Below are 25,304 nucleotides of genomic sequence, written 5' to 3'. Positions count from 1 at the left end.
TATTGGCTCTTTAATAAATTTAGACTTTAAATTTATCTATCGCAGCATATAGTACGCGACCTTGCTCAGATACCTCTTCACTAGTTTGCGCGTTACGCGATGCATGCTCTGATGCATCTTGTGCTATGTCTCTAATACGTACCACGTTTTTATTAACCTCTGATGCAACTTGGCTTTGCTCATCAATAGCAACGGCAATTTGTGTACTCATCTCCATAATGGTTTGTACATCTTCAGTAATAGCACCCAACAACTCGCCCGCTTTAATTGCCTGGGATGCACTTTCATCACCTTGTGAGCGACATTGGTGCATAATGCTTACAACTTCCTGAGTACGTTGCTGCAGGGTATTAATAATCCCTTCTATTTCACTAGTAGACTCTTGCGTACGCTGGGCTAATGAGCGCACTTCATCAGCAACCACCGCAAAGCCGCGACCTTGCTCGCCAGCACGAGCAGCTTCAATTGCAGCATTAAGCGCAAGTAAGTTAGTTTGTTCAGCAATACCACGAATAACATCAAGCACCGAGCCAATCGTTTCACCGTCTTTTTCTAATTGAGACACTACATCAGATGCACTGCCTAAAGATCCAGACAATTCTCTGATATGGTTAACGGTTGATTCAACTTCGCTACGGCCTTGTTGAGCACTCAAGTTTGTAGACTCCGCTTTTTTAGCAGCCGCTTCAGTGTTGTGCGAAATATCCTGAATAGTCGCTTGCATTTCTGTTGCTGCGGTAGCAACCATGTCAGCTTCGTGTAATTGCTCTTGCATACCTGAGCTTGTGGCTGCTGTGCTCTCAGATAAATGATCTGTTGCTACATTGAGAGTATTTAGTGCGCCATTAACCTCATAAATCAGGTTTTTAAAGTCACCTATTAAACTGTTAAAGTCAGTCGTCATGATAGTGATTTCATCTTTACCTGTTTGCTCTATCATTACGCTTAAGTCGTTATTGCGCCTAATGTCATTTATGCTGTGATAAACGCGTTCAATAGGCACAATAATAGAATGGCTAGTAAAATAGACCAATACTAAAACAATAACGCCTGCAATAACGAAAATAGTAATTGCCAAAAACTGTGCCTCACTTACGCTGTTTTTAACATGAGTTACTGTTTCCTCAACAATTTGGCTAACAACAGTGTCACTTTTTGACACGCTTTCTCGCATTTTACCAAGAGCTCCTGACTCTAAGTTTACTCCTAATTCAACTTGGGCTTTTACCAGCGCCTGAAAAGAACTTTGATAAGTAGCAATTAAACTATTGAGTTGTGATTTGGTGTTTGAGTCTATTGTTGAACGAGAAAGGCTTTGTTCAAGCTTAGTAATTGTGTCGTCAAAACGGGGGAGATACTTGATATCTAAACGCAGCATAAAATCCTTTTCAGCACGTCTTAATTGCAACATAAGTACTAGCAACTCATCGCTTTGCTGCTCGTTAAGTAAGGTTTCTACTTTATGCACTGCACTTCTTAGGTCACCATAAAGAGCGTCTTTTGGATTTAAGCCTATTTTTCTTTGAAAAGAGACTACGTTATTAAAATCGCTATTATATTTAGCAACTAAGCTTTTTAATTGCGCTGCTTTTTGAGTATCAATATTTAAACTAGACATTAAAGCCTGTAATTCAGCTAACTTTGTATCCAGGACTGCATACTCTTTTTCGAACGACTCTAAAGAGCTCTCTGTTTTGTAAAACAAAAAGTTTTTTTCATGCTTTCTTAACTCTAATTGCTGAATATTCAGCTCTTTCGCTAGCTGTATAGTCTGATTTAATTTAAGATTTTCCTTTGCCTCAAAAATAGTTACACATAATAGAATAACCATTGCTAAACCAACTACCAAAGCATTAAGTTGCAATCGCCTCTTAATCGTTAAATTTTCTAAAAAACTCATTTCAAACACCTTTGGTTAATATGCAACCTTATTATAGACTAATGTCCTAATCTGCTTTTATTTTTTTTAGCTTTTTGCAAACTGGTCATACCTGAAAAATGTATGGCATTACAAATTAACACTGCCCCATAAACCTCTGTGTAGTAATTGAGTTTTATGCCACTGTTTTTGTAATAACCAATCTACAAGTGGTTCAGGGTCGCTAGGGTAATTAATTTGCCTGTTTTGAGGTGCATTATTCCAGTCATCTAATGCTTGTGGATTTAAGTAATTCATTACATGAGCCACTCCCATAGTGAGTAATGTTTGTGCATTTTCACTTTGTTCAAACTGGCCATCTAACGGCTTTAGTAATAACTTTTTACCCAACTTTAATGCCTCACTGGCAAGTTCAAACCCGGCATTACCAATCACGCCGCTTGTATTGGCTAAATCATTTAAAAAGTCAGATCTTGAAGGCGAACGTAAATGTATATTACCCACCGATCTATTTTGCGCATCGGGGTGATAACAATAAAACTCTTTTTCGGGAAAGTCCTTTAGGTAGTCAATAATGCTAGCAAGGTTTTCAAAGGGTAAGTACACCAACACTTTGTTAATAATCGCAACAGGATTACTATGTTCATGATGTGCAATAAATGGTGGAATAATGTTTTCAGCAAATGGCTGCCAATGAACCCCCAAATACGTATCAGCAGGTGCATAATATTTTATTAACGACTTACGTAAAATACCTCGGCTAAACATAGGAACACTGTTAGATAAAAAAGCCGCCTGGTGACTGATACCAACCACAGGAACACCCGCTCGTTTAGCTGCCCATGCAGTAATTGGCTCGAAGTCATTAAGCACAAAGTCATACTGCTTTACATCGAACGATTTAATGTCTTTCACTAACTTACAAATACGCGCATTTTTAACGGTTTGAAGGCTTTTTACTTGCCCGTTTTTAGTATTAAACGACAGCCCTCTAAAGCTTTTATAGTTCGCAAAGTCGTGCATATCAAAGTAATCTTTATTTGCACGTCCTGAAAAAACATAATCAACGTCAATATTTAGTTTTTTAAAGCAGCTAGCCATAACACGGGCCCGTGTTATATGGCCATTCCCAGTACCTTGAATACCGTATAATATTTTCATGCTGGCACCACTAGTGCCAATGCAAATAACCCACATGAACTACCTATCAGTGCACCAATAATAATATCAGCAGGATAATGGACCCCCAATACCACTCTCGATATTGCCACACCACCAGCCCAGCCTAAAAATAGCCATACATACTGAGGGAAAAAGTGACACAAAATAATAGCAACTAAAAAAGCGGCAGCACTGTGACCTGACGGTAAGCTAAACTTGTCACTCGGTACTATATAGGCATTGGTTACTAAACAATCGCATGGCCTTATTCGTGCAAAATACTTTTTAGCTAAAAAGTAAATGGGCCGCTCAATAATAAAGCCAAGCATTATTGCGATTGGTAATAGCTGGTGCAGCTCGTTTTTACTAAGCCACCACACACCTGCACATATAACTAAATACAATCCGCCGTCACCACTTTTAGATAATCCAAACGCCATTTTTTTTAGCCACTTAGGTGAGTTACAATTAAACAAAGTTAAAAATAATCGCTCGTCAAACTGAGCTACTTTTTTAAGTATATTATTATTTCCCATTGCTTATTCCTCATCGCATAATATATGAACACTGATTTAGCTTAGGTGTTGTAAATAACAATTGAGTGACGCTTTTAAGACACTATTGTTGCCATTCTTGATTTACTCCTTGTTTTGCTTAAATTTACTACGATTAAGTCGTTGTTATTGGTTATAAGGCAGGTATACTGAGTTATAAATTAATGTACCTTTTGAGGATAAAATAATGGATTACAGCACTTCTGATTTATGTGACCACTTTGCTGACGTGGTTGACGTGCTAGAACCAATGTTCATCAACTTTGGTGGTCGACACAGTTTTGGTGGCCGCATTAAAACGGTTAAATGTTTTGAAAATAATGAACTGATCCGCGAAATACTATCTCAAGACGGTACAGAACAAGTGCTATTAATTGACGGTGGTGGCTCTACTCGCCGTGCACTTATTGATATTGAACTTGCTGAACTAGCGTTTGAAAACAATTGGAATGGCATTGTTGTGTACGGAGCTGTCCGCCATGTGGATGAGCTAGAAGAGCTTGATGTAGGTATTCAAGCCATAGCATCAATCCCTGTGGCTGCCGACAGCGAAGGCGCTGGCGAAAATGGCATTGGTGTTAACTTTGCTGGTGTGTCGTTTTTCGATGACGACTTCATCTATGCCGATAGCACGGGTATTGTGTTATCTGCTGAGGAACTTGAGTTGGAAGTTGTAGAAGTATAACGTGACCACTCAGTTAAAAGTATATGATGAAAGCGCGGTTAAAGCCTTATGCTCTACCCGCGCAAACGAAAAAAAAGCATGGCAAGCCATGTCTTTACTCGACACTCACGTAGATGTTCAACAAGCCCTTGTTGATGCCGCTGAGTTTGGTATGCGCTATGTGCTTTTAGGCATATGTGAAGACATTGGCCCTAAAGCAAATTTAGGCAATGGTGGAGCAAGTGAAGCCTGGCCTGCTTTTTTATCTAAGTTTTTAAACCAACCTCATAATCAATTTATTGCCACTCAAAAAGTGTTGTTACTTGGCGAAGTCCACGTTGATGACCTAATGGCGCAAAGTAACCAATTAAACAACAAAAACCCTGAACAACTTCAGCAATTACGTTTGCTATGCCAACAGTTAGATGAGCGCGTAGAAAGTGTATTAAATCTAATATTTAAAGCGGGTCTTGAGCCAATTGTGATTGGTGGCGGGCATAATAACTGCTTAGGGATTATTCGTGCGCTTAGTGGTTCACAGTATACACCAGTTAATGCAATAAACTTTGACCCTCATGCTGACTTTAGAGAATGCGAAGGACGCCACAGTGGCAATGGGTTTCGATATGCTTATAACGAGAAGCTACTGAATAATTACCATGTTATTGGCCTACACGAGCAGAAAAATAACCAAGCAATTATTGATGCCATGACGCAGGCAAACTTCACGTTTGATAGCTACCAGTCACTCAAAGTAAAACGCGACATAACGCTTACTCAGTCTATTGATAAGGCTATTAACGGTTTTGATTCATTACCCCTAGGCATTGAAGTAGATCTAGACAGTATTACATTTATGCCTGTAAGTGCCTATACGTGCTGTGGGTTTAGTGTCAGCGACACTGAACATTTTATATATAAAGCAGCAAGTAACCGAAACGCTAAATACTTACACCTATGTGAGGCATCACCGAGCCAACACCCAAACGGACCTGAAATAGGTGCCACACATGTAGGACAAGTGATCAGTGCATTGGTAAATAGCTACTTACTGGCAAAAGAAAGCGAGTGCTCATTCAAATAAATTTGATCGTGATGTGGGGCTATAAATTAATAGATAATGTAACCTTAGCTGCATTACTCTCCTGTATTACAACCTTGAAACGTCAGTGAGGTAGCGCAAAAAGAAGCCCTTTGCGCTCTCTCTAATTAACCTTGTGCTTGTTGCCACTCTTTTAACCAGCTCATTAAGCCTATGCTACTAAGCGGATGCCCAAAGTAATAACCTTGGGCAGCATAGGCATTTAAACTTTTAACAAATTTAAGTTGCTCAAGGGTTTCCACCCCTTCAAAAATGACTTTTGTTTTTTGCTGATTATGCATTTCAACCATACCGCCAACTAAACTGCGGATATTATTTTGGTTGCTAAAATCAGCCGTTAATGACGGCGCTACTTTTATATATTCCACCGCTAAGCTAGGTAACTTAGAAAGCAGTACAGGGTTATCACCTAAGCCATCAACACAAAGCTTTAAGCCAATATTGTTCAGCCTTGCGATCATCGCTCTGCCTTTATCATCGAGCCCCGTAAATATATGTAATGGACACTCAACAATTAAATCCCCCATTTGTAAGTTGTGCTCTGTTATTACATTATCAACAAACTCAACAAACTCTTCATTAAGCATTTCTGGGCCAAATACGTTAATGCTTAGCGGTATAGCTATGCCTTCCATTCTAAGTGCCATAGCAAGTTCTGCAGCCCGTTCTATAACAAACTTAGCAAGTGGGTAACCAAGCCCTGCAATTCTAATATCATCAATAAAACGATTAGCAGATAAAATCCCTTGTTTAGGATGCTGCCAACGCAATAACAATTCTAAAAATTCAATTTGACCATTTTTATTACAAATAACCGGTTGAAAATACAACTCAAGCTCACTTGCAAAGTCAATGTTAGCAAGTTCTTTTAAACGCGCTTGCTGTTCTAATTGCTCAATCATCATTTGCTGGTGATAAGGCACCACTTTTTGAGTAGGCTGGCTATCAAGGGCTAAGTAGGCATAGGAAATTAAATCGTCAAAGTTAGTATCTTGCTCGTTACAGGCAACATAGCTTGCTCTCGCTTTCACCTCAACCGTGCAATTGGCGACATTAAAAGGCTTAAGTGTTGCACCGAGTATGGTATCAATAATTTGTTCGTGTAAATGCTTGTGATTAGCTAAGCTGCAAATAAACGCAAAATTTAATCCACCTAAATGAGCAAGTTTTTCATTACCAACTAAAGTAATCACTTCTTCGCTTTCTAATTGTTCTTGTATTCTATTTGCTGATTGCGCTAATAAAATATCGCCAAAGCCACGGCCTATATGCTGATTAACTTGCTCAAAGCCTTCAAGTCGAATAATAATAAGCACGGCTTCAACTTGAGTATCATCACACCACACGTAGTAACCTTGGCGTAACTCTTTTTTGCTAGCAAATACTGAAAGGGGTGACTCTTCTACAAAGGCGTCGTCGACCTGCTTTGGGGCCATGCTAACCTTGGGCTCGTCACTTTCATCATTTAGCAAACCAACTACAGCACACAGTAATATAGCTAGTACAACCCAAAATAACGGCACATCCAATAACAAATGTGCTGAAAACAACACCACAAACAACAGTCCCGCGGCAGAGCTGGTAATAATCATACTCCAATTATTACGTTCGAATGATTGCCATAAATGAAAACAAAAACCAAAGGCCAATAAAATAGATAACCATGCTTCACCGCTACTTAAAATAGCTAAACCTACAACACCTGTGCATAAATAACTAAATTTAATGCTGGTATTTTTAACCGAAAATAAAGTGGTGATCATCGCCATTAAAAGCGCTCCACTAAAAAAAATCGGAAAATTACTGTCGGTTAATATATTCAAGTTAACGGCACTCGTATTCGTAAAAAAACTTTAACAACAACATGTTAAATATGAACAAAAATAATACAAACTAATTAAGTTTACCCAAAATCCATAAATTTGACAGTTTATTTACGCCGAATTGGTAACTTAATTGCGATGGGTGGCTTATTTGCCAATGTGCAATGTCGGCTCTGGCTCCCACTTTTAACACTCCTCTATCATTTAATCCCAGAGCTTTAGCTGCGTTACTGGTAACACCTGCCAGTGCTTGCTCTGGTGTTAATCTAAAGAGTGTACATGCCATATTCATCATTAATTGCACCGAACACAGCGGTGAAGTACCTGGATTAAAGTCGCTCGCAATCGCAATTGGCACCTTATATTGATTAAGTAGCTCTATGGGGGGCTGTTTAGTTTCTCTTAAAAAATAAAATGCCCCCGGTAAAAGCACAGCCACAGTGCCGGCCTTTGCCATGGCTTCTACACCTTGTTCATCAAGATACTCTATATGATCTGCAGATAACCCATTAAATTCGGCCACCAGCTCAGCACCATGCTGATTAGATAACTGCTCTGCATGGCATTTTACTGGCAAATTATGTTTAGCCGCCGCCGCAAATACGCGCTTAGTTTGCTCATAACTAAACCCTACATTTTCGCAAAACACATCAACGGCGTCGGCAAGGCCACCTGCAACGACTTGCTCAAGCATCTCGTTGCACACCAAATCAATATATTCATCTGCACAGCCTTTGTATTCCTTGGGTAATGCATGAGCGCCTAAAAATGTTGTTTTTATATCAATAGGGTGATGCTCACCCAGTAGTCTTGCCACTTCTAATAGTTTAATTTCGTTTTCGGTATCAAGCCCATAACCCGACTTAATTTCAACTGTTGTTACGCCTTCTTTTAACAGTGTATTGAGCCTGTCTTTGGCATCAACAAATAGTTGCTCTCTATCTGCAGCTCTGGTTGCTTTTACTGTACTTGCAATGCCTCCGCCTTGCGCTGCAATTTGTTCATAGCTTACGCCTTGTAATCGCTGCTCAAATTCTTGCGCACGAGAACCAGCAAATACCAAATGTGTATGGCAATCTATTAAACCAGGTGTTAGCCATTGCCCTTTTATGCTCAAAGTTGGCGTTGCAAAAGCGTCAAATGGCGGTAACGATGCTTGCTCACCTAGCCACACGATTTCTCCGTTTTTAATGGCTAACGCTGCATTTTCGATAATCCCATAAGGTGTATCTCTAGTAGGATCCATTGTGGCAATATTTGCATCGATTAAAAGTAAATCTATATTTTCTAAGTTATTATTTTGTTGAGTGTTTTGCATATTGCAGTCCATACATACCCTGACATGATTGAAATATAGTCTAACAACACATCTTGTATATACAAGAGGATTGTGTCATCTTATTTAATATAAATTACTCCTAATACAGCTACCCAGTTAATGACAACACCTAAATTTGCGCAAATAAAACAATTTATTGTTGATAAAATTCGCAGCGGTTTGTGGCAAGAAAACCAACGCGTTCCCTCTGAAAACGAGCTAAGCACACAATTTAGCGTTAGCAGAATGACTGCTCGCCGCGCACTTAGCGAATTAACAGAAGCTGGAATACTTACGCGTAGCCAAGGCCTTGGAACATTTGTTGCTTCGTTTAAGTCGCAGTCTTCATTACTTGAAATTAAAAATATTGCCGATGAAGTTAAAGAACGTAACGGCAACTACACCTGTAGCGTGCTTATACTTGAATCAATAAACGCGGTGGCCCCTATTGCTATCGCACTAGGAGTAGAAGTAGATAGCGTCGTGTACCGAAGCGTACTGGTTCATAACGAAAACGACAGTCCAATACAGCTTGAAGAACGCTTTGTAAACCCTGCGCTTGCTAGCGGCTATTTACAACAAGATTTTAGTGCAACGACTCCTCATGAGTATCTTTCAAGTGTTGCACCTCTTACTCAAGCTAGACACACAGTAGAAGCCATTATGCCCAACAACGAAATGTGCCAATGGTTAAACCTATATAACGAAGAGCCTTGCCTGCAAGTTATTCGCAGAACATGGTCAGTTAACGGTATTGTAAGTTTTGCACGACTTGTATCGCCTGGTAGCAAATACCGCTTGGGCGGACACTTAACGTTTAAAAAATAAGATAAACAAGATTGCGCATCATGCGCTTATTTTGTGACAAATCACCTTGTATATACAACAGGAGCAACACATGACTAACCGACTCGACACAAGTCGCGTAATACGTGCACCGCATGGCGATATGATAAGCGCAAAAAGCTGGCAAACTGAAGCGGCAAAACGCATGCTCATGAACAATTTAGACCCTGAGGTTGCAGAGCATCCTCACGCATTAGTTGTTTATGGTGGTATTGGTAGAGCGGCACGTGATTGGCCAAGTTTTGATAAAATAATAGCAACCCTAGACCGATTAAATGATGACGAAACATTGCTTGTTCAGTCAGGTAAACCTGTTGGCGTATTTAAAACACACAGCAATGCTCCTCGCGTTTTAATTGCAAATTCAAACTTGGTACCCCACTGGGCTAACTGGGAGCACTTCAACGAGCTAGATAAAAAAGGTTTAATGATGTATGGCCAAATGACGGCTGGCTCTTGGATTTATATTGGCTCTCAGGGCATTGTACAAGGCACATACGAAACATTTGTAGCCATGGCTAAACAACACTTTAATGGTCAAGCTAAAGGTAAATGGGTGTTAACAGGTGGCCTTGGTGGCATGGGCGGCGCGCAGCCACTGGCGGCAACTATGGCGGGCTTTTGCGCCTTAGTTGTTGAGTGTGACGAAAGCCGCATCGATTTTCGCATTAAAACTGGCTACGTTGATGTAAAAGCCACAAATCTTGAACATGCACTGCAGTTAATTACTGACGCATGCGTTAACGACAAAGCAATTTCGGTTGGCTTGCTGGGCAACGCTGCAGATATATTTAGCACACTTGTAAGCAGTGGCATTACACCCGATATAGTGACTGACCAAACATCAGCACACGACCCACTTAATGGTTACTTACCACAAGGTTGGACTATGGAGCACGCCGCAAAAATGCGTGAACAAAATCCAAAAGCGGTTGTAAAAGCAGCCAAACAATCAATGGCTGTACAAGTTAATGCCATGTTAGCCCTACAAAAAGCAGGCGCAGCAACCACTGACTACGGTAATAATATCCGCCAAATGGCATTTGAAGAAGGTGTTACAAACGCATTTGATTTCCCTGGCTTTGTTCCAGCTTATATCCGCCCATTATTTTGCCAAGGTATTGGCCCGTTTCGATGGGTCGCTTTATCGGGCGATCCAGAAGATATTTATAAAACAGATGCTAAAGTAAAAGAACTAATCCCTGATGATGCGCATTTGCACAATTGGCTTGATATGGCGCGCGAACGCATTCAATTCCAAGGCCTACCGGCTCGTATATGCTGGGTGGGTTTAAAAGACAGAGCACGCCTAGCACTGGCATTTAATGAAATGGTAAAAAATGGTGAGCTTAAAGCACCTATTGTTATTGGCCGTGATCATCTTGATTCTGGCTCAGTAGCAAGCCCTAATCGTGAAACAGAAAGCATGAAAGATGGTTCAGATGCCGTCTCTGATTGGCCATTGCTTAATGCGTTGCTTAACACTGCAAGCGGTGCTACGTGGGTATCACTTCACCATGGCGGTGGTGTAGGAATGGGCTTTAGCCAACACTCAGGTGTTGTTATTGTTGCCGATGGTACAGACGAAGCGAAAGCACGTGTTGGTCGCGTGCTTTGGAATGACCCCGCTACCGGTGTAATGCGCCATGCAGATGCCGGTTACGACATCGCAAAAAACTGTGCCAAAGAGCAAAACCTAGACTTACCAATGCTGAACGAGGAATAATCATGGTCGAACTAACTCTCACACCCGGCTCACTTGATTTAAATAGTCTAAGAAAGATTAATGCATCAAGTGTAAAAATAAACCTTGAAAAAAATGCCGAATCTCAAATCGCTGCCAGCGCACAAACCGTTCAAAATGTCATTAATGAGCAACGCACAGTGTATGGGATTAACACCGGGTTTGGCCTGCTTGCTAATACCAAAATTGCCGATGACGAGCTTGAGCTACTTCAGCGTTCAATTGTGCTTTCTCATGCCGCTGGCATTGGCGAGTACATGGACGACAGCACAGTAAGATTGATGATTACACTAAAAATCAACTCACTTTCTCGTGGCTTTTCTGGCATTCGCTTACAAGTCATCGAGTTTTTTATACAGTTGCTAAATAGTGAAGTTTACCCATGCGTTCCTAAAAAAGGCTCTGTTGGCGCTTCGGGTGATTTAGCTCCACTTGCACATATGTGCTTACCCTTGCTAAGCGAAGGCCAGATGCGCCATCAGGGTAAAATAATCAGTGCGGCTGAAGGTTTGAAAATAGCAGGGCTTGAACCGCTTACGCTTGCAGCAAAAGAAGGTTTAGCGCTGCTTAACGGTACTCAAGCGTCTACCGCTTTTGCATTACAGGGGTTATTTAGAGCAGAAGATTTATATGCGCAAAGCTGTGTAATAGGCTCTATAAGTATTGAAGCAGCAATGGGGAGCCGCGCTCCCTTTGACTCACGTATTCACGAAATTCGTGGGCAACGTGGTCAAATAGATACCGCACAAGTGTTTAGAGATTTGCTTGATACTCAATCACAAATTAGCGACTCCCATGTAAACTGCGAAAAAGTACAAGACCCTTATTGTTTACGTTGCCAACCTCAAGTATTGGGTGCGTGTTTAACACAAATACGCCAAGCTGCTGATGTATTGCTGTGCGAATCAAATGGTGTAACCGACAACCCACTCGTATTTGCCGATGTAGGCGATATTATTTCTGGCGGAAACTTTCACGCTGAACCTGTCGCTATGGCCGCCGACAACCTCGCTGTTGCAATTGCTGAAATTGGCGCTTTAGCAGAGCGCAGAATTGCTCTACTTATTGATTCTAACTTATCAAAATTACCGCCCTTTTTAGTTGAAAACGGTGGCGTAAACTCTGGCTTTATGATTGCTCAAGTAACAGCAGCAGCATTGGCATCTGAAAATAAATCGCTTGCGCATCCCGCGTCTGTAGATAGCTTACCAACATCTGCCAACCAAGAAGATCACGTTTCAATGGCTACGTTTGCCGCGAGGCGGTTACAAGAGATGGCAAATAATACACAAGGTGTTTTGGCTATAGAGTGGCTTGCATCAGTACAGGGCTTAGAATTTAGAAAACCGCTAAGCCCGTGTGAAAAAGTATTAAAGGCAAAAAATTTACTACGCGAATACGTGACCTACTACGATAAAGATCGCTATTTTGCACCCGATATAGAACAAACTAACGCCCTATTGAGCGAAGGTAAATTGTGCGACTTTATTGACCACAACCCACTCCCTTCTTATTAAAATAAGTGTTAAATACCGTACTGGTAAGTAAAGTCTAACGCCTCTATCGCTGAGCCAATAACCTTGCGCTCAGCTTTTTCATCGCTCGTAAATTTTGGCATTTCGCCACCATTCTGCTTACACTTTAATGCATAGTAATCGGCTTTTGTTGGGTGCTCGGGGTTAACGATATTGTAAATATTTTGTCCTACTTGCCAATGCGCTATTACCGCAAAAATAGCATTTATTACATCTTGCTGATGCACCATGTTAACCACTTGCTGACTTGAAGTATTAAGCTCTTTACCCGCAACAAACTTACCCGGCTCTCTGTTTGGGCCAAGTAATCCTGCTAAACGCAGTACCTTGCCGTTTTGCTCAAGGACTTGCTCTTCGGCCTGATATAATTTTGTTTGCCTTGGATTGGCGCAAGCAATATCGCTACTTTCACTGTATACACCGGGTTCTTGGTCGTAAACCCCTGTGGATGAACATAATAAAAACCCTTTTGCATTTAACTTTTTAGACAACGCCAAGGCTGCAGTAAGTGTTTCTGGGTAATTACTCTCGCTATGACGACTTCGTGGTGGAATAGCACAGACCCAAAACGCATTGTCTAAATCAACCTGATGTATTAGCTGATTACCTTCTAATTTAAACTGGCGCTCAAAATCAAATTCTCGTGTATTTGACCGACGAGTACCCTGCACCTTCCAACCTGCCTGTTGTGCATTAACACATAGCGCATGACCTAACCAGCCAGCACCCAATACAACTAATTTATTCACCTTATTTTGCATGTTGAAACACACCTTCGCGTTAAGCGCACCATTGTTTAATGCTGTTATCTGAGCATAATTTTCTAAAGTTCACAAATGTAACGCCCCCCTTGTTTTTAATTTTTTAAGCACCATATATTCATAGCTCATTACTATTTTTATAGTAATGAGTTAATACCACGGCTTTTTTAGAATGCAGATCAAATTTTTCTATTTTATATACAGATCTTTTGGCTGAGATAGTTTGTTGTTTGGCAGAGTCTGGTATAGTAGCGCACGTAATAAACAGTGCTTTTTGAATGGTTTAATACAAAATTGCTAATTAATATGTACTAAGTGTTACTTAAAAGCACATATTAATTACCAATTGTTAAAAATGGGTTAGCCGATACGCGGCTAACAACGAATTGATTGTAACGGTTTTATCATGATATCTAATTTATTTACCAAGATTTTTGGTAGTCGCAACGACCGCACTATTAAAAACTTTAGAAAGACGGTCGCGCTAATCAATGCGCTAGAAACGCAGTTAGAAGCCCTTTCTGATGAAGATTTACGCGCTAAAACAGCAGAATTCAGAGAACGTTACGATAACGGACAAAGCCTTGACGATATTCTACCTGAAGCATTTGCAGTAGTTCGTGAAGCATCTAAACGCGTTAATGGCATGCGCCACTTTGACGTACAGTTACTAGGCGGCATGGTTTTACACGAAGGCCGTATTGCAGAAATGCGTACCGGTGAAGGTAAAACACTTACTGCAACCTTACCTGCTTACTTAAATGGCTTAACAGGTAAAGGGGTTCACGTTATTACCGTGAATGACTATCTTGCAAAACGCGATGCTGAAACTAACCGTCCGTTATTTGAATTTTTAGGCCTAACGGTTGGCTGCAATGTGCCTGGCATGATGCCACAACAAAAAAAGCAAGCGTATGCTGCTGACATTACCTACGGTACAAACAACGAGTTTGGTTTTGATTACCTTCGTGACAACATGGCATTTAGTATTGATGAGCGCGTTCAGCGTCCATTATTTTACGCTGTAGTCGATGAAGTTGATTCAATCCTAATTGATGAAGCGCGTACACCGCTTATCATCTCAGGTCCAGCCGAGGACAGCTCACAGCTATACACTGAAATAAATACCATCGTTCCTTTACTTGAATTACAAGAAAAAGAAGACGAGGAAGGTGTTGAAGGTGACGGCGATTACACAATCGATGAAAAGTCTAAGCAAGTTCATTTAACTGAGCGCGGCCAAGTTAAAGTAGAAGATTTACTTAGCGAGCGCGGCTTAATTGAAGAAGGCGATTCGCTGTACTCTGCCGCAAGTATTACCTTGTTAAGCCATGTATATGCTGCACTTCGCGCGCACAAATTATATCAAAAAGATGTTGATTACGTTGTTAAAGAAAACGAAGTTATCATCATTGACGAGCATACTGGTCGCTCAATGGAAGGTCGTCGTTGGTCTGAAGGTTTACACCAAGCTGTGGAAGCTAAAGAAGGTGTTAAAATTCAAAACGAAAACCAAACATTGGCGTCTATTACGTTCCAAAACTACTTCCGTTTGTACGAAACATTAGCGGGTATGACCGGTACTGCCGACACAGAAGCATTTGAGTTTCAGTCAATTTATGGCCTAGATACCGTTGTTATGCCAACTAATAAGCCAATGATCCGCGATGATCGCGCTGATTTAGTTTACCTAACGCAAGAAGAAAAGTACGAAGCTATTTTAGTTGATATTAAAGACTGTCAAGAACGCGGACAGCCTGTACTAGTAGGTACTATCTCAATTGAAAGCTCCGAGTACTTATCACAGTTTTTACGCAAAGAAAAAATTAAGCACAATGTACTTAATGCTAAATTCCACGCACAAGAAGCTGATATCGTCTCAGATGCAGGTTTACCTGGTACTGTTACCATTGCAACTAACATGGCCGGTCGTGGTACCGATATTGTGCTAGGTGGTAACTGGAATAGCGAAGTTGAAAAACTTGATAATCCAACTGATGAAAAAATTGCTGAAATTAAAGCAGCATGGAAACTTCGCCACGATGCAGTTATTGATGCTGGCGGTTTGCACATTATTGGTACTGAGCGCCATGAATCGCGCCGTATAGATAACCAATTACGTGGTCGTTCTGGCCGTCAAGGTGATGCTGGTTCTAGCCGTTTTTACCTTTCGATGGACGATGCGCTTATGCGTATATTTGCCGGCGAGCGCATGACTAACATGATGCGTAAACTAGGTATGCAACGCGGTGAAGCAATTGAACACCCATGGGTTAACCGCGCAATTGAAAATGCACAGCGTAAAGTAGAAGCACGTAACTTTGATGTTCGTAAACAGCTACTTGAATACGATGACGTAGCAAACGATCAACGTCGTGTTGTTTACTCTCAGCGTAATGAATTACTTGAAGAAGGTGATATTTCAGAAACTATCACTGCAATTCGTGGTGACGTACTAAGCAATACAATAGATCAATACATTGCTCCACAAAGCCTTGCAGAAATGTGGGATGTACCAGGTCTTGAAGAGCGCTTAAAACAAGACTTCTTAATTGAGCTACCAATTACTCAATGGTTAGCAGACGACAATAAACTATACGAAGAAAAACTTCGTGAGCGTATTGAAGAAGCTGTTGATCAAGCTTACAAGCAAAAAGAGCAGCAAGTTGGTGATTCAGTTCTACGTCAATTCGAAAAAGCAATTATGCTTCAAAGTCTTGACCAACATTGGAAAGATCATCTTGCGGCGATGGATCATTTACGCCAAGGTATTCACTTACGTGGCTACGCGCAAAAGAATCCAAAGCAAGAGTACAAACGCGAGTCGTTTGAACTGTTCTCTGAAATGCTTGAAAACTTAAAAGTTGATGTAGTTAGCATTTTAAGTAAAGTACAAGTACGTGCAGAAGAAGATGTTGAAAAAGTAGAAGAGCAACACCGTAAGAGTGAAAATGCCCCTCGCGAGTACCAACATGAAGAAGCTGAGCATGTAGGCGGCGAAGCACCTCCAAGTGCGACGGTAATGGCCAGAACAGAGCCAAAAGTTGGTCGTAACGATCCGTGTCCTTGTGGTTCAGGTCAAAAATTCAAGCAATGTTGTGGTAAATTAAAATAACCACGCATTGTAAGTAATTAAAAAGCGGCGCTTGCGTCGCTTTTTTTATGGGATAAAAATATGACAATAAAAATAGTAAATGTAGCCGTTGGTGTAATTAAAAAAAATAATGCAATATTTATCTGCAAACGTGCCGATGACCAACATCAAGGTGGCTTATGGGAGTTTCCTGGTGGTAAAGTTGAAGCGAATGAAAGTGTATTTGCAGCGCTTAAACGTGAGTTGGCTGAAGAAGTAGGTATTACTATTCACAGCTCTAGCCAGCTCATGGTGATCGAACATGATTATGGCGACAAATGCGTAAAACTCGATATTCACGTTGTCAGTAACTTTAGCGGTGAAGCGCATGGCGCTGAAGGGCAACCTAGTGAATGGGTAAATATTAGTGAGTTAACTCACTATGACTTCCCTGCCGCTAATGCTGAAATAATTGAAAAACTGCAATCTCGATACGCTTGATTAAGTGAGTTACAATGAATAACACTGTACAAAATACGTTGAGTAAACTGCTAAAACTCAACCCTGAAGCAACTCAGTTGAGTACCATCAGCAGCGGCCATATCAATAGCACATGGCTACTAACACATTTTGATCAGCGATTTATTGTGCAAAAACTTAACACTCATGTATTTAAGTACCCAGCTCAAATTGTCAGTAACGCACAATTTATTGAGCAACACCTAAATACTAAGCAGAAGCAAAAAAACTATCCGCTCGATATTGTTAAACACATTAACACAGGCAACAACGAGTATTTAACCATACTTAATGAAGAGCCATATCGCGTACTTAACTATATTGAGCACAGTTACAGCGAGGATGTTGTTAAAAACCCAGAGCAAGCGCATCAAGCTGCTTTGGCCTTTGGTACTTTTGCAAGTGCCTTACACGATTTTGACACTGCCACACTGCATACTGTGATTGATGATTTTCATAATTTGGCTATGCGCTTTGAGCAGCTAAAAACAGCAATGACGCATAGTGATGAAAGCAGGCTTAACCGCTGTAAAAAAGACATTGAATTTTGCTTATCGCAACAACACTTAGTGAATGAACTTAAAGCTATAACTCAGCATTTACCTATTCGAGTTTGCCACAACGACACTAAAATCAATAATATGCTCTACTGCAGTAAAACTCATAAAGCGAAAGCTGTTATTGATTTAGACACCTGCATGCCTGGTTTTTTATTACACGATTTTGGCGATATGGTACGTACATTTTGCTGTGCAGAAGCAGAGGATTCGACACGTCTTGATAAGGTTGTTATTAGAAAAGAGGTTTTTGAAGCACTCGTTAAAGGTTACTTAGCACCACTCAAACCAATATTGAGTAAACAAGAACAGCGCAGTTTACTTTTAGGTGCTAAAATAATGCCCCTGATGCTCAGTGTGCGCTTTTTAACAGATTACTTAAATAACGACGTGTACTTTAAAACCGCATACCCCGAACACAATTTAGTACGCACTCAAAACCAACTCGCTTTATATAAAAACATTTTAGTTAACGAAGCATGGATGTACGAAACCCTAATGAAACAATAAAGTAAGCGTTTAAAATTTCGTATCAAAAAAGCCAGTAAGTTAAACTTACTGGCTTTTTTATTAACTGGTTTTTAGTTAACTAATACCAATCTGCTTAATTAAGTGATCTATTTTGAGGATAGATAAACGTGTTGATAGCTAGGCAAAAAATTCGTTATTTAGTTATTCTAAATGAGAATTTTTTAACGCAGATAACGACACTTTTAGCCCCTAAAAATAATCAAGTATTATTGCGGATTGGTATAACATTATCTGATTACCAAATTTTTACACGGTCTTCTGGTTTGATATACATTTTGTCGCCTTCTTTTACATCAAACGCTTCGTAAAACTCTGGCATATTAGACAAAATACCAATTACACGATAATGGCTTGGTGAATGCGAGTCGGTCATTAAACGGTTACGTAATTCTTCATCGCGGTAGTTACGACGCCAAATTTGCGACCACCCCATAAAGAAGCGTTGATCGCCTGTGTAACCATCAATAACTGGCGCTTTATTATCACCTAATGATAGCTGATATGCCTTATATGCGACTGTTAACCCACCTAGGTCACCAATATTTTCGCCAAGCGTAAGCTCACCATTTACATTCGCATCGTCAAACGGTTTGTACTTGTTAAATTGCTCAACTAACGCACCTGAACGCTCCTCAAACTGTTTAAGGTCGCTTTCAGTCCACCAGTTACGTAAATTACCATCGCCGTCGTATTTAGAACCTTGGTCGTCAAAACCGTGACCAAGTTCGTGTCCAATTACCGCACCAATAGCACCATAGTTTACCGCATCATCCGCTTCTAAGTTAAAGAATGGCGGTTGTAAAATAGCAGCAGGGAATACAATTTCGTTGTTTACCGGGTTGTAGTAGGCATTCACTGTTTGCGGTGTCATGTACCATTCTGAACGGTCAACAGGTTTGCCTAATTTGGCAATCATGTCTTTATACGCCCATTGGCTGTAACGGATGTAGTTACCTACTAGCTCGTCTGAATTAATTTCAAGCTCAGAGTAATCCTTCCACTTATCTGGGTAGCCAATTTTAGGAATAAATTTGTCTAGTTTTTCCTGTGCTGCAATTTTTGTTTCAGGTCCCATCCAATCAAGACCTTCAATTGCAACACTGTAACCTTTAATTACGTTATCAACTAGCTCTTCCATACGTGCTTTAGCTTCAGGCGGAAAATTGTCTTTAACGTACACTTTACCTAAAATTTCACCTAACACACTGTTAGACGCATCTACGGCTTTTTTCCAAAGTGGTGCTTGCTCTTCTACACCACGTAATGTAGTACTGTAAAAGTTAAATTTAAGGTCAACCAAATCATCATTTAATAGCTGCGCATAGCCACTAACAAAATGAAACTTAAGGTAGTTTTTCCAGGTTGCTAAGTCGGTGTTTTGATAAATACCACCCAGCGCTTCTAAAAAGCTTGGTTGGCGCACAATAATATCAGCGGTGTTTACACCTGCCTCTTTAAAAAACGTCGATAAATCAAGCTCTCCAGCAAGTTTATCAGCCTCTGCTAGGGTCATTTTATTGTATGACTTAGTTGCATCACGGCTTTGTACACGGCTCCACTGCGCATCAGCAATGTTTTTTTCAAAGGCAAGTACGCTTGCTGCTGCTTGTGCGGCCTCTTTGACACCCGCTTTAGCTAATACATCAGTTATGTATTGCTCATAAGAGGCGCGAATTTTAGTAAACTTCTCATCGTCTTTTAAGTAGTAATCGCGATCAGGTAAACCCAAGCCAGATTGAGATAAATACAAAGCATATTCGCTTGAATTTTTAGCATCGTTATTGATAAACCAACCAAACGGTAAAGTGCCGCCTTGCTGTTGAATAGACGCCATAAGGCTAATTAGATCAGACTTAGATTCCACACTATCAATACTATCTAGCGACGGTTGCAGCGGTGTAACACCTAGCTCATTACGGGCGTTTTTATTCATATAGCTTTTATAAAACGCGCCAATTTTATACTCGTCGCTGCCTTTTTCAGCCGACTTATTGGCCGCGGCGTTCTCAAGCGCCGTTTTCATCGCTTTTTGCGACTCATCATATAATTGCGAAAAAGAACCATAGTTAGACTTGTCACCTGGAATTTCGGTTGTTGCTAACCAAGTGCCATTTACATGGTAGTAAAAGTCATCCTGCGGGCGAACTGAGCTGTCCATATTAGCCAATTCAATACCTAGCTCTAACGGTTTCTCTGCCGGTGCTGTTGCTGCTTGAGTGTCGGCTACTTGGGTTTCTTGTTGTTTTTCGCCACAACCCACTAAGCCAAGCGCAAGTGCAATACTTGCAGCGGCCATTGTTACTTTATTCATAATTAATCCATTTGTTAGTCAATTTTATAAATTGCTCATACCAACTCCATTAAGCTCTTTAACAAGATAGCAGTCAGCTATTACTTAATGGAATGGGCATCAACTTACACTAATTATTGAGTGCAATAACGCTATGATAAACCTGATTTTGAGAACATTGAAATAGATTATGTAACAAAGTATTTTGAATGAGATAAGCGTTCTAAATTGCCCTACTAATAACTTAATAAAGCAGCCGGCAATTAACCCTTATTTTTACCGTGTAGGGCCAAACGTTGTAACTTCTCTTTTAATGAAGGTGGTGCTGAGTCGGCAATCGCATTTAAATAATCGGCTGTTTGTTCACTCATTTTACGTGAATTTGTGACGGCGGCTGATGCGGGTTTGTTGGCCGAACTTAATCGCTGAGTTGCCTGTGGATTAGCTGTAATTTTAATTTGCCCTAATTCGGCCATACCTGCCGCCCTAAAGTGCGAAAGCATATCCATTTTTAAATAATTAAGCCGAAGCGCTATCGGGGCCGATACCGCTTCAATCATTAAAGTGCCATCGCGATAATTGCTTACGCGGCACTTATCCCCTAATTTAGGACCTAAAAAATCTTTAAGTAAAGTTTGCTGAGTATCAAGAGCTTGGCTTTTACCTGCGTAAGCCGACAGACGGTTGTTTAGGCCCGCCATAATATCGGTGAGTGGTTTTGGTGCGTATCTATCTTTAGCCATTAAATATCTCAACTCGTACTTATTTACACACTTAAATTTAGCACCATTAGAGTAAACTTAAGTGTGTCCATAATTAAGCCTAAATTAGGTATTAAGCACCCGCTATTTGCATTTGCTCGATTAGAACAGAGCCAGTTTGAATGCCGCCTCTGCGCTCAATATCACCACCGATAGCAGAAATTCCTTTAAACATATCTTTTAAATTACCGGCAATCGTAATTTCACTTACTGGATATTGGATCTCTCCATTTTCAACCCAAAAACCACCAGCACCTCGAGAGTAATCACCTGTTACTGTGTTTACGCCTTGCCCCATAAGCTCGGTAACTAACAAGCCGGTACCCATTGTTTTTAACAATGCTTGTAAATCATTATGCGTTTGTTCTACTAACCAGTTGTGAATACCGCCGGCATGACCTGTCGGGGTCATATTCATTTTACGCGCGGCGTAACTTGCTAATAAATAAGTTTGTAACTCACCACCTTGAATTATTTCACGATCAACCGTTTTAACACCTTCGCTATCAAACGGTGATGAAGCTAATCCTTTTAAAATATGCGGGCGTTCAGCAATATTTACACAATGACTAAATACTTGCGTACCTAAACTGTCGAGTAAAAAGCTCGACTTACGATAAAGTGCGCCACCGCCAATTGCCGAAACCAAGTGACCAAACAATGAGTTTGCAATATCAGCCCTAAATACAACCGGGACTTTCATTGTTCCTAATTTTTGGCTGTTTAATTTAGCCAATGTTTCTGATGCGGCTTCAAGCCCAACCGCAGCTGCATCAGTCAGACCTGCTTGATCGCGGGCAACCGTGTATGCTGAGTCGCGTTGCATTTGTTCACCATCTTTACCAATTACCATGGTGCTGATGCTATGACGAGTGCGAGGAAAGCCAGCAATTAAACCATGGCTGTTCCCATAAACACGAAGCCCTTGATGCGATGAAAAACTCGCGCCATCAGAATTTACAATACGTTCATCAGCATTTAATGCCGCTTGCTCAGCTGTATGACAAAGCTCAATACCTTGCTCTGGGCTTACATCCCAAGGGTGGTATAAATCGAGATCTTGTGGGTTAAACTCAAGTAGTTCTTTATCGGCGACCCCATTGAAAGGATCGTCTGATGTGAACTTTGCAATATCAATGGCTTTTTCTACTACTGTGCGCAATGTTTTAGGGTTTAAATCAGCCGTTGAGGCAGACCCTTTATTATTGCCAACATAAATACTAATACCCAGGCCACCATCTTGGTTAAACTCAATGGTTTCTACTTCACCCATTCGTGTACTCACCGATAAACCCGACGTGCTAGACATTGCTGCTTCAGCTGCTGTAGCACCTAATTTTTTAGCATGTTCGAGTACTTCAGCTACCGCATCTTTAACCTGCGATATTTGAGAATAAATTGGATCGTTTTGTTGGCTTTTCATAAATTAAGTCCTGAGCCTTAGCGGCATAATGCATGCATTTCTTATAGTTAAATGCTAACACACTCACTGCACCACATCAGCTAATATTAATCACTAAAAGAATGGCGTATAATGTTGCCAGTTATTTTTATTTAAGAGCACCCCATGGCGAAGAAAAAAGGCAAGCCTGCTGAAATTGAAGAAGAAATTGAATACGTATCAAGAACAGAGCTTAAGCGCGAAGCACAAGAATTTCATCAGTTAGGTTCTGAAATTGCCAAAATGGGTAAAAAGCAGCGTGAGCGCCTACCATTAAATGACGATTTAAAAGAAGCGATGGTTGTTGCTGATAAAATTAGTAACAAAAGTGATGCATATCGTCGTCATTTAAATTACATTGCAAAAACGCTTCGCACAGTAGAAAACATTGAAGATATTAAAGCTATTATCGATGTAATGCTTAATAAAAATAACCAGGCTGAAGTATTGGTTAAAAAAATAGAGCAACTGCGCTCAGACTTAATAGAACAAGGTGATAGTCTTATAAACGAGACTATTGAGCAGTTCCCATCGCTTGATCGTCAAAAAATGCGTCAATTAGTACGTAATGCAGCAAAAGAGGTCAAAGCCGAAAAGCCAGGTAAAGGCTATAAAGAGCTTTTTCAGTATTTAAAAGATGCGCATACCGTCACGTATTAACGCGTAATACGTTGCGATAAAAAGGTGCTTCGGCACCTTTTTTGTTATAGATCAACATATCTCCTTCGTTACTTTTTTATAATCACGGCTCTAGTTAAAACTTAGGTGCGTGTGATGATAAAACTTCCTCAATGGGACCAAGCTCTCATTAATAAATACAATGTCTCTGGTCCGCGGTATACATCCTACCCTACCGCATTATCTTTGAATGAGGGATACGATAAACACGATTTAATCTGCGCTGTAGAATCATCTCAATCTCGTTCGCTTTCTCTATATGTTCATATTCCATTTTGTAGTCAGCTTTGCTACTACTGTGGTTGTAATAAAATAATCACTCGCCACCAATCTAAAGCCGATACATATATAGACTTTTTAGCAAAAGAAATTGCCGCACAAGCGCCTTTGTTTGAGCACTACAGCGTTGAGCAACTGCATTTAGGTGGAGGCACTCCTACCTTTTTAACCCCTCAACAAATGAAACGCTTAATTACCCTGCTCGAACAGCACTTTAATTTTACCAGCACAACAGAGCGCGGTATTGAAGTTGACCCACGATCGCTTGCTGAAAATATGTTGGTTGATTTAAGAATGCTTGGTTTTAACCGAGTGTCGTTTGGGATTCAAGACTTTAATGACGACGTGCAACTTGCAGTTAATCGCCCTCAACATGCCGATACCGTTAAGCAGTTAATTACTCAGGCACGTGAACTGGGCTTCAAATCAATTAACGCCGATATGATTTACGGGCTTCCACTGCAAACCCCCGAAAGCTTTAAACAAACAATAGAGCAACTCATTGAGCTTAGCCCCGATCGTGTTTCGGTATTTAACTACGCTCACTTACCAGAGCGATTTGCCGCACAACGCAAAATAAAAGAGCACGACTTACCAAACGCTCACGACAAGTTAACCATGTTTAAAAATACCTTAGAGCAGATGACACAAGCAGGTTATCAGTTTATTGGTATGGATCATTTTGCGAAAGCAGACAACGAGCTGGCTATCGCACAAAATGAAGGCCAATTGCATCGAAACTTTCAAGGTTATACAACGCATGGTAATTGTGATTTATTAGGGCTGGGTGCATCGTCTATTTCACAAATTGGCACCGCTATTTTACAAAATAAAAAAGAGCTAAAGCATTACTACCACAGCATTGAAACGCAAAGCGGCTGCGCACTCAGTAAAGGTATGCATTTAACCCATGATGATGTTATTCGAGCGGATGCTATTAAGCAGCTTATTTGTCAGTTTGAACTAAATATAGACGAGTTTGCTAAAAAGTATCATATTGAATTTGATACCTACTTTGCGGAGGCATTGGTTTCTCTTAAACCACTTATAGACGATAACATGGTGATTATTGAAAACAATCACGTCAGTGTCACACCACGGGGTAACTTATTCATTCGTATAATTTGTATGTGTTTTGATGCCCACTTACAAAATAAAATCAACGCAACGCGTTTTTCTCGAGTCATTTAGCCCCCTAATTAAATATTATTTGGGCACAAAAAAAGCATACCTAGGTATGCTTTTTTAATGTTATATACGAGATTTAGTTAAAAACTACGTTTTCACTACCTGGAGCAGCTTTGAACTCAGAGATAATTTTAACGCAATCGGCCTTAATCTCATCACTGTAGCTTTCTTCTGCGCGCCAACGCGCCGTGTCTTGCTTAAATATTTCTTTTTTAGAATATTTTTTGCGGGCATCGTGTGTCGGCATTTCTTTTACTACTTGGTACATCTTATAAATACCAGGATACTGTATGGTTAAATCTCGCTCGTCTTCAAAGCCATATTGCGACATAAGCACCCACACGCGCAAACATCCCTCTGAAAACTCACATTGATCTTCTTTCATTGCACGCGCAATTAGATGAATACTGTCGGCAAGCTTAGCATTTCGCTTTAAACGAGATGCTGCAAGCTTTTGCTTTTGCTCTGCTTGCTTTTTAGCTATTAACTTTTTTTGTGCACTTAACTTGTACAACAACTGACCCGCATAAAATGCCAAACCAGCTATAATAATAGCGCCTAAACACAAGGCAACGATCACAGCAGTACTCATTGATTACC

Annotated in this window: 20 protein-coding genes; 10 read left to right on the top strand and 10 right to left on the bottom strand. The window is 40.5% G+C overall.

What is annotated here, in order from left to right:
* Window positions 1-19: 19 nt before the first annotated feature.
* The 3 genes from RF53_RS00220 to RF53_RS00210 form a co-directional block, all read right to left on the bottom strand.
* Window positions 20-1,900 carry a methyl-accepting chemotaxis protein gene (locus RF53_RS00220; protein ID WP_039036256.1) on the bottom strand — a complete coding sequence of 627 codons (1,881 nt, stop codon included), beginning with the start codon at window positions 1,898-1,900 and terminating at the stop codon, window positions 20-22.
* A gap of 108 nt (window positions 1,901-2,008) precedes the next feature.
* Window positions 2,009-3,040: an MJ1255/VC2487 family glycosyltransferase gene (locus RF53_RS00215; protein ID WP_039036255.1), complete on the bottom strand. Its 1,032-nt coding sequence runs from the start codon at window positions 3,038-3,040 to the stop codon at window positions 2,009-2,011.
* Complete coding sequence (locus RF53_RS00210; RefSeq protein WP_006793084.1) at window positions 3,037-3,576, bottom strand: phosphatase PAP2 family protein; 540 nt, start codon at window positions 3,574-3,576, stop codon at window positions 3,037-3,039. Before RF53_RS00210 ends, RF53_RS00215 begins: the two co-directional genes overlap by 4 nt.
* Before the next feature lie 205 nt (window positions 3,577-3,781).
* Between RF53_RS00210 and rraA the strand changes: the two genes are divergently transcribed.
* Window positions 3,782-4,279 carry a ribonuclease E activity regulator RraA gene (gene rraA / locus RF53_RS00205; protein WP_006793083.1) on the top strand — a complete coding sequence of 166 codons (498 nt, stop codon included), beginning with the start codon at window positions 3,782-3,784 and terminating at the stop codon, window positions 4,277-4,279.
* A 1-nt stretch (window position 4,280) separates the two neighbouring features.
* Window positions 4,281-5,342, top strand: coding sequence for a formimidoylglutamase (locus tag RF53_RS00200; protein WP_039036254.1), 1,062 nt, complete (start codon window positions 4,281-4,283; stop codon window positions 5,340-5,342).
* A 125-nt stretch (window positions 5,343-5,467) separates the two neighbouring features.
* Here the strand turns inward: RF53_RS00200 and RF53_RS00195 are convergent, their stop codons facing one another.
* Both RF53_RS00195 and hutI read right to left on the bottom strand, forming a co-directional pair.
* Window positions 5,468-7,129 carry an EAL domain-containing protein gene (locus tag RF53_RS00195; protein WP_039036253.1) on the bottom strand — a complete coding sequence of 554 codons (1,662 nt, stop codon included), beginning with the start codon at window positions 7,127-7,129 and terminating at the stop codon, window positions 5,468-5,470.
* 124 nt (window positions 7,130-7,253) lie between these two features.
* Window positions 7,254-8,501: an imidazolonepropionase gene (gene hutI / locus RF53_RS00190; RefSeq protein ID WP_039036252.1), complete on the bottom strand. Its 1,248-nt coding sequence runs from the start codon at window positions 8,499-8,501 to the stop codon at window positions 7,254-7,256.
* A gap of 120 nt (window positions 8,502-8,621) precedes the next feature.
* Here hutI and hutC point away from each other — a divergent pair, with 120 nt between their 5' ends.
* From hutC to hutH, 3 genes are all read left to right on the top strand, one after another.
* Window positions 8,622-9,329: a histidine utilization repressor gene (hutC, locus tag RF53_RS00185; protein WP_039036251.1), complete on the top strand. Its 708-nt coding sequence runs from the start codon at window positions 8,622-8,624 to the stop codon at window positions 9,327-9,329.
* Between the two features lie 70 nt (window positions 9,330-9,399).
* Window positions 9,400-11,073: a urocanate hydratase gene (gene hutU, locus RF53_RS00180; RefSeq protein ID WP_006793078.1), complete on the top strand. Its 1,674-nt coding sequence runs from the start codon at window positions 9,400-9,402 to the stop codon at window positions 11,071-11,073.
* A 2-nt stretch (window positions 11,074-11,075) separates the two neighbouring features.
* Entirely contained in the window at window positions 11,076-12,608 is a 1,533-nt protein-coding gene (gene hutH / locus RF53_RS00175) for a histidine ammonia-lyase (protein WP_039036250.1), read from the top strand.
* An 8-nt stretch (window positions 12,609-12,616) separates the two neighbouring features.
* On the opposite strand, the gene RF53_RS00170 is transcribed toward hutH, so the two are convergent.
* Window positions 12,617-13,387: an NADP-binding protein gene (locus tag RF53_RS00170; RefSeq protein WP_039036249.1), complete on the bottom strand. Its 771-nt coding sequence runs from the start codon at window positions 13,385-13,387 to the stop codon at window positions 12,617-12,619.
* A 406-nt stretch (window positions 13,388-13,793) separates the two neighbouring features.
* Here RF53_RS00170 and secA point away from each other — a divergent pair, with 406 nt between their 5' ends.
* From secA to RF53_RS00155, 3 genes are read left to right on the top strand one after another with little or no spacing between them, the layout of a single operon-like run.
* Complete coding sequence (gene secA / locus RF53_RS00165) at window positions 13,794-16,502, top strand: preprotein translocase subunit SecA (protein WP_039036248.1); 2,709 nt, start codon at window positions 13,794-13,796, stop codon at window positions 16,500-16,502.
* A gap of 60 nt (window positions 16,503-16,562) precedes the next feature.
* Window positions 16,563-16,961 (top strand): 8-oxo-dGTP diphosphatase MutT, encoded by a 399-nt coding sequence (gene mutT / locus RF53_RS00160; RefSeq protein WP_039036247.1) that lies wholly within the window; start codon window positions 16,563-16,565, stop codon window positions 16,959-16,961.
* 14 nt (window positions 16,962-16,975) lie between these two features.
* On the top strand, window positions 16,976-18,046 hold the full coding sequence (locus RF53_RS00155) for a phosphotransferase enzyme family protein (RefSeq protein WP_039036246.1): 1,071 nt from the start codon (window positions 16,976-16,978) through the stop codon (window positions 18,044-18,046).
* A gap of 256 nt (window positions 18,047-18,302) precedes the next feature.
* Here the strand turns inward: RF53_RS00155 and RF53_RS00150 are convergent, their stop codons facing one another.
* From RF53_RS00150 to pmbA, 3 genes are all read right to left on the bottom strand, one after another.
* Complete coding sequence (locus RF53_RS00150; RefSeq protein ID WP_039036245.1) at window positions 18,303-20,378, bottom strand: M13 family metallopeptidase; 2,076 nt, start codon at window positions 20,376-20,378, stop codon at window positions 18,303-18,305.
* A gap of 242 nt (window positions 20,379-20,620) precedes the next feature.
* The gene (locus RF53_RS00145; protein WP_006793071.1) at window positions 20,621-21,100 is read right to left on the bottom strand and encodes a DUF721 domain-containing protein; all 480 of its coding nucleotides are present in this window, start codon (window positions 21,098-21,100) and stop codon (window positions 20,621-20,623) included.
* Window positions 21,101-21,191: 91 nt separating this feature from the next.
* On the bottom strand, window positions 21,192-22,541 hold the full coding sequence (gene pmbA / locus RF53_RS00140) for a metalloprotease PmbA (RefSeq protein WP_039036244.1): 1,350 nt from the start codon (window positions 22,539-22,541) through the stop codon (window positions 21,192-21,194).
* A 144-nt stretch (window positions 22,542-22,685) separates the two neighbouring features.
* On the opposite strand from pmbA, the gene yjgA reads away from it, so the two are divergent.
* Window positions 22,686-23,219 (top strand): ribosome biogenesis factor YjgA, encoded by a 534-nt coding sequence (gene yjgA, locus RF53_RS00135; RefSeq protein ID WP_006793069.1) that lies wholly within the window; start codon window positions 22,686-22,688, stop codon window positions 23,217-23,219.
* Window positions 23,220-23,333: 114 nt separating this feature from the next.
* Window positions 23,334-24,707: an oxygen-independent coproporphyrinogen III oxidase gene (hemN, locus tag RF53_RS00130; RefSeq protein ID WP_039036243.1), complete on the top strand. Its 1,374-nt coding sequence runs from the start codon at window positions 23,334-23,336 to the stop codon at window positions 24,705-24,707.
* Window positions 24,708-24,780: 73 nt separating this feature from the next.
* Here the strand turns inward: hemN and RF53_RS00125 are convergent, their stop codons facing one another.
* A complete protein-coding gene (locus RF53_RS00125; protein WP_039036242.1) occupies window positions 24,781-25,296 on the bottom strand; it encodes a DUF2489 domain-containing protein in 516 nt (171 codons plus the stop codon).
* Window positions 25,297-25,304 lie beyond the last annotated feature (8 nt).

It is taken from the genome of Pseudoalteromonas sp. ECSMB14103 (assembly GCF_000813065.1).
In the GTDB taxonomy this organism is placed as follows: Bacteria; Pseudomonadota; Gammaproteobacteria; order Enterobacterales; family Alteromonadaceae; genus Pseudoalteromonas; species Pseudoalteromonas marina.
Note: the sequence above shows the minus strand (reverse complement) of the source record. Positions and strands in the feature narration are given on the sequence as shown.

Excerpts from the sequence above, each read along its gene's own strand:
- RF53_RS00220 (WP_039036256.1), bottom strand. The coding sequence starts at position 1,900 with ATGAGTTTTTTAGAAAATTTAACGATTAAGAGGCGATTGCAACTTAAT.
- RF53_RS00215 (WP_039036255.1), bottom strand. The coding sequence starts at position 3,040 with ATGAAAATATTATACGGTATTCAAGGTACTGGGAATGGCCATATAACA.
- RF53_RS00210 (WP_006793084.1), bottom strand. The coding sequence starts at position 3,576 with ATGGGAAATAATAATATACTTAAAAAAGTAGCTCAGTTTGACGAGCGA.
- rraA (WP_006793083.1), top strand. The coding sequence starts at position 3,782 with ATGGATTACAGCACTTCTGATTTATGTGACCACTTTGCTGACGTGGTT.
- RF53_RS00195 (WP_039036253.1), bottom strand. The coding sequence starts at position 7,129 with ATGGCGATGATCACCACTTTATTTTCGGTTAAAAATACCAGCATTAAA.
- hutI (WP_039036252.1), bottom strand. The coding sequence starts at position 8,501 with ATGCAAAACACTCAACAAAATAATAACTTAGAAAATATAGATTTACTT.
- hutC (WP_039036251.1), top strand. The coding sequence starts at position 8,622 with ATGACAACACCTAAATTTGCGCAAATAAAACAATTTATTGTTGATAAA.
- hutU (WP_006793078.1), top strand. The coding sequence starts at position 9,400 with ATGACTAACCGACTCGACACAAGTCGCGTAATACGTGCACCGCATGGC.
- hutH (WP_039036250.1), top strand. The coding sequence starts at position 11,076 with ATGGTCGAACTAACTCTCACACCCGGCTCACTTGATTTAAATAGTCTA.
- RF53_RS00170 (WP_039036249.1), bottom strand. The coding sequence starts at position 13,387 with ATGCAAAATAAGGTGAATAAATTAGTTGTATTGGGTGCTGGCTGGTTA.
- secA (WP_039036248.1), top strand. The coding sequence starts at position 13,794 with ATGATATCTAATTTATTTACCAAGATTTTTGGTAGTCGCAACGACCGC.
- mutT (WP_039036247.1), top strand. The coding sequence starts at position 16,563 with ATGACAATAAAAATAGTAAATGTAGCCGTTGGTGTAATTAAAAAAAAT.
- RF53_RS00155 (WP_039036246.1), top strand. The coding sequence starts at position 16,976 with ATGAATAACACTGTACAAAATACGTTGAGTAAACTGCTAAAACTCAAC.
- RF53_RS00150 (WP_039036245.1), bottom strand. The coding sequence starts at position 20,378 with ATGAATAAAGTAACAATGGCCGCTGCAAGTATTGCACTTGCGCTTGGC.
- RF53_RS00145 (WP_006793071.1), bottom strand. The coding sequence starts at position 21,100 with ATGGCTAAAGATAGATACGCACCAAAACCACTCACCGATATTATGGCG.
- pmbA (WP_039036244.1), bottom strand. The coding sequence starts at position 22,541 with ATGAAAAGCCAACAAAACGATCCAATTTATTCTCAAATATCGCAGGTT.
- yjgA (WP_006793069.1), top strand. The coding sequence starts at position 22,686 with ATGGCGAAGAAAAAAGGCAAGCCTGCTGAAATTGAAGAAGAAATTGAA.
- hemN (WP_039036243.1), top strand. The coding sequence starts at position 23,334 with ATGATAAAACTTCCTCAATGGGACCAAGCTCTCATTAATAAATACAAT.
- RF53_RS00125 (WP_039036242.1), bottom strand. The coding sequence starts at position 25,296 with ATGAGTACTGCTGTGATCGTTGCCTTGTGTTTAGGCGCTATTATTATA.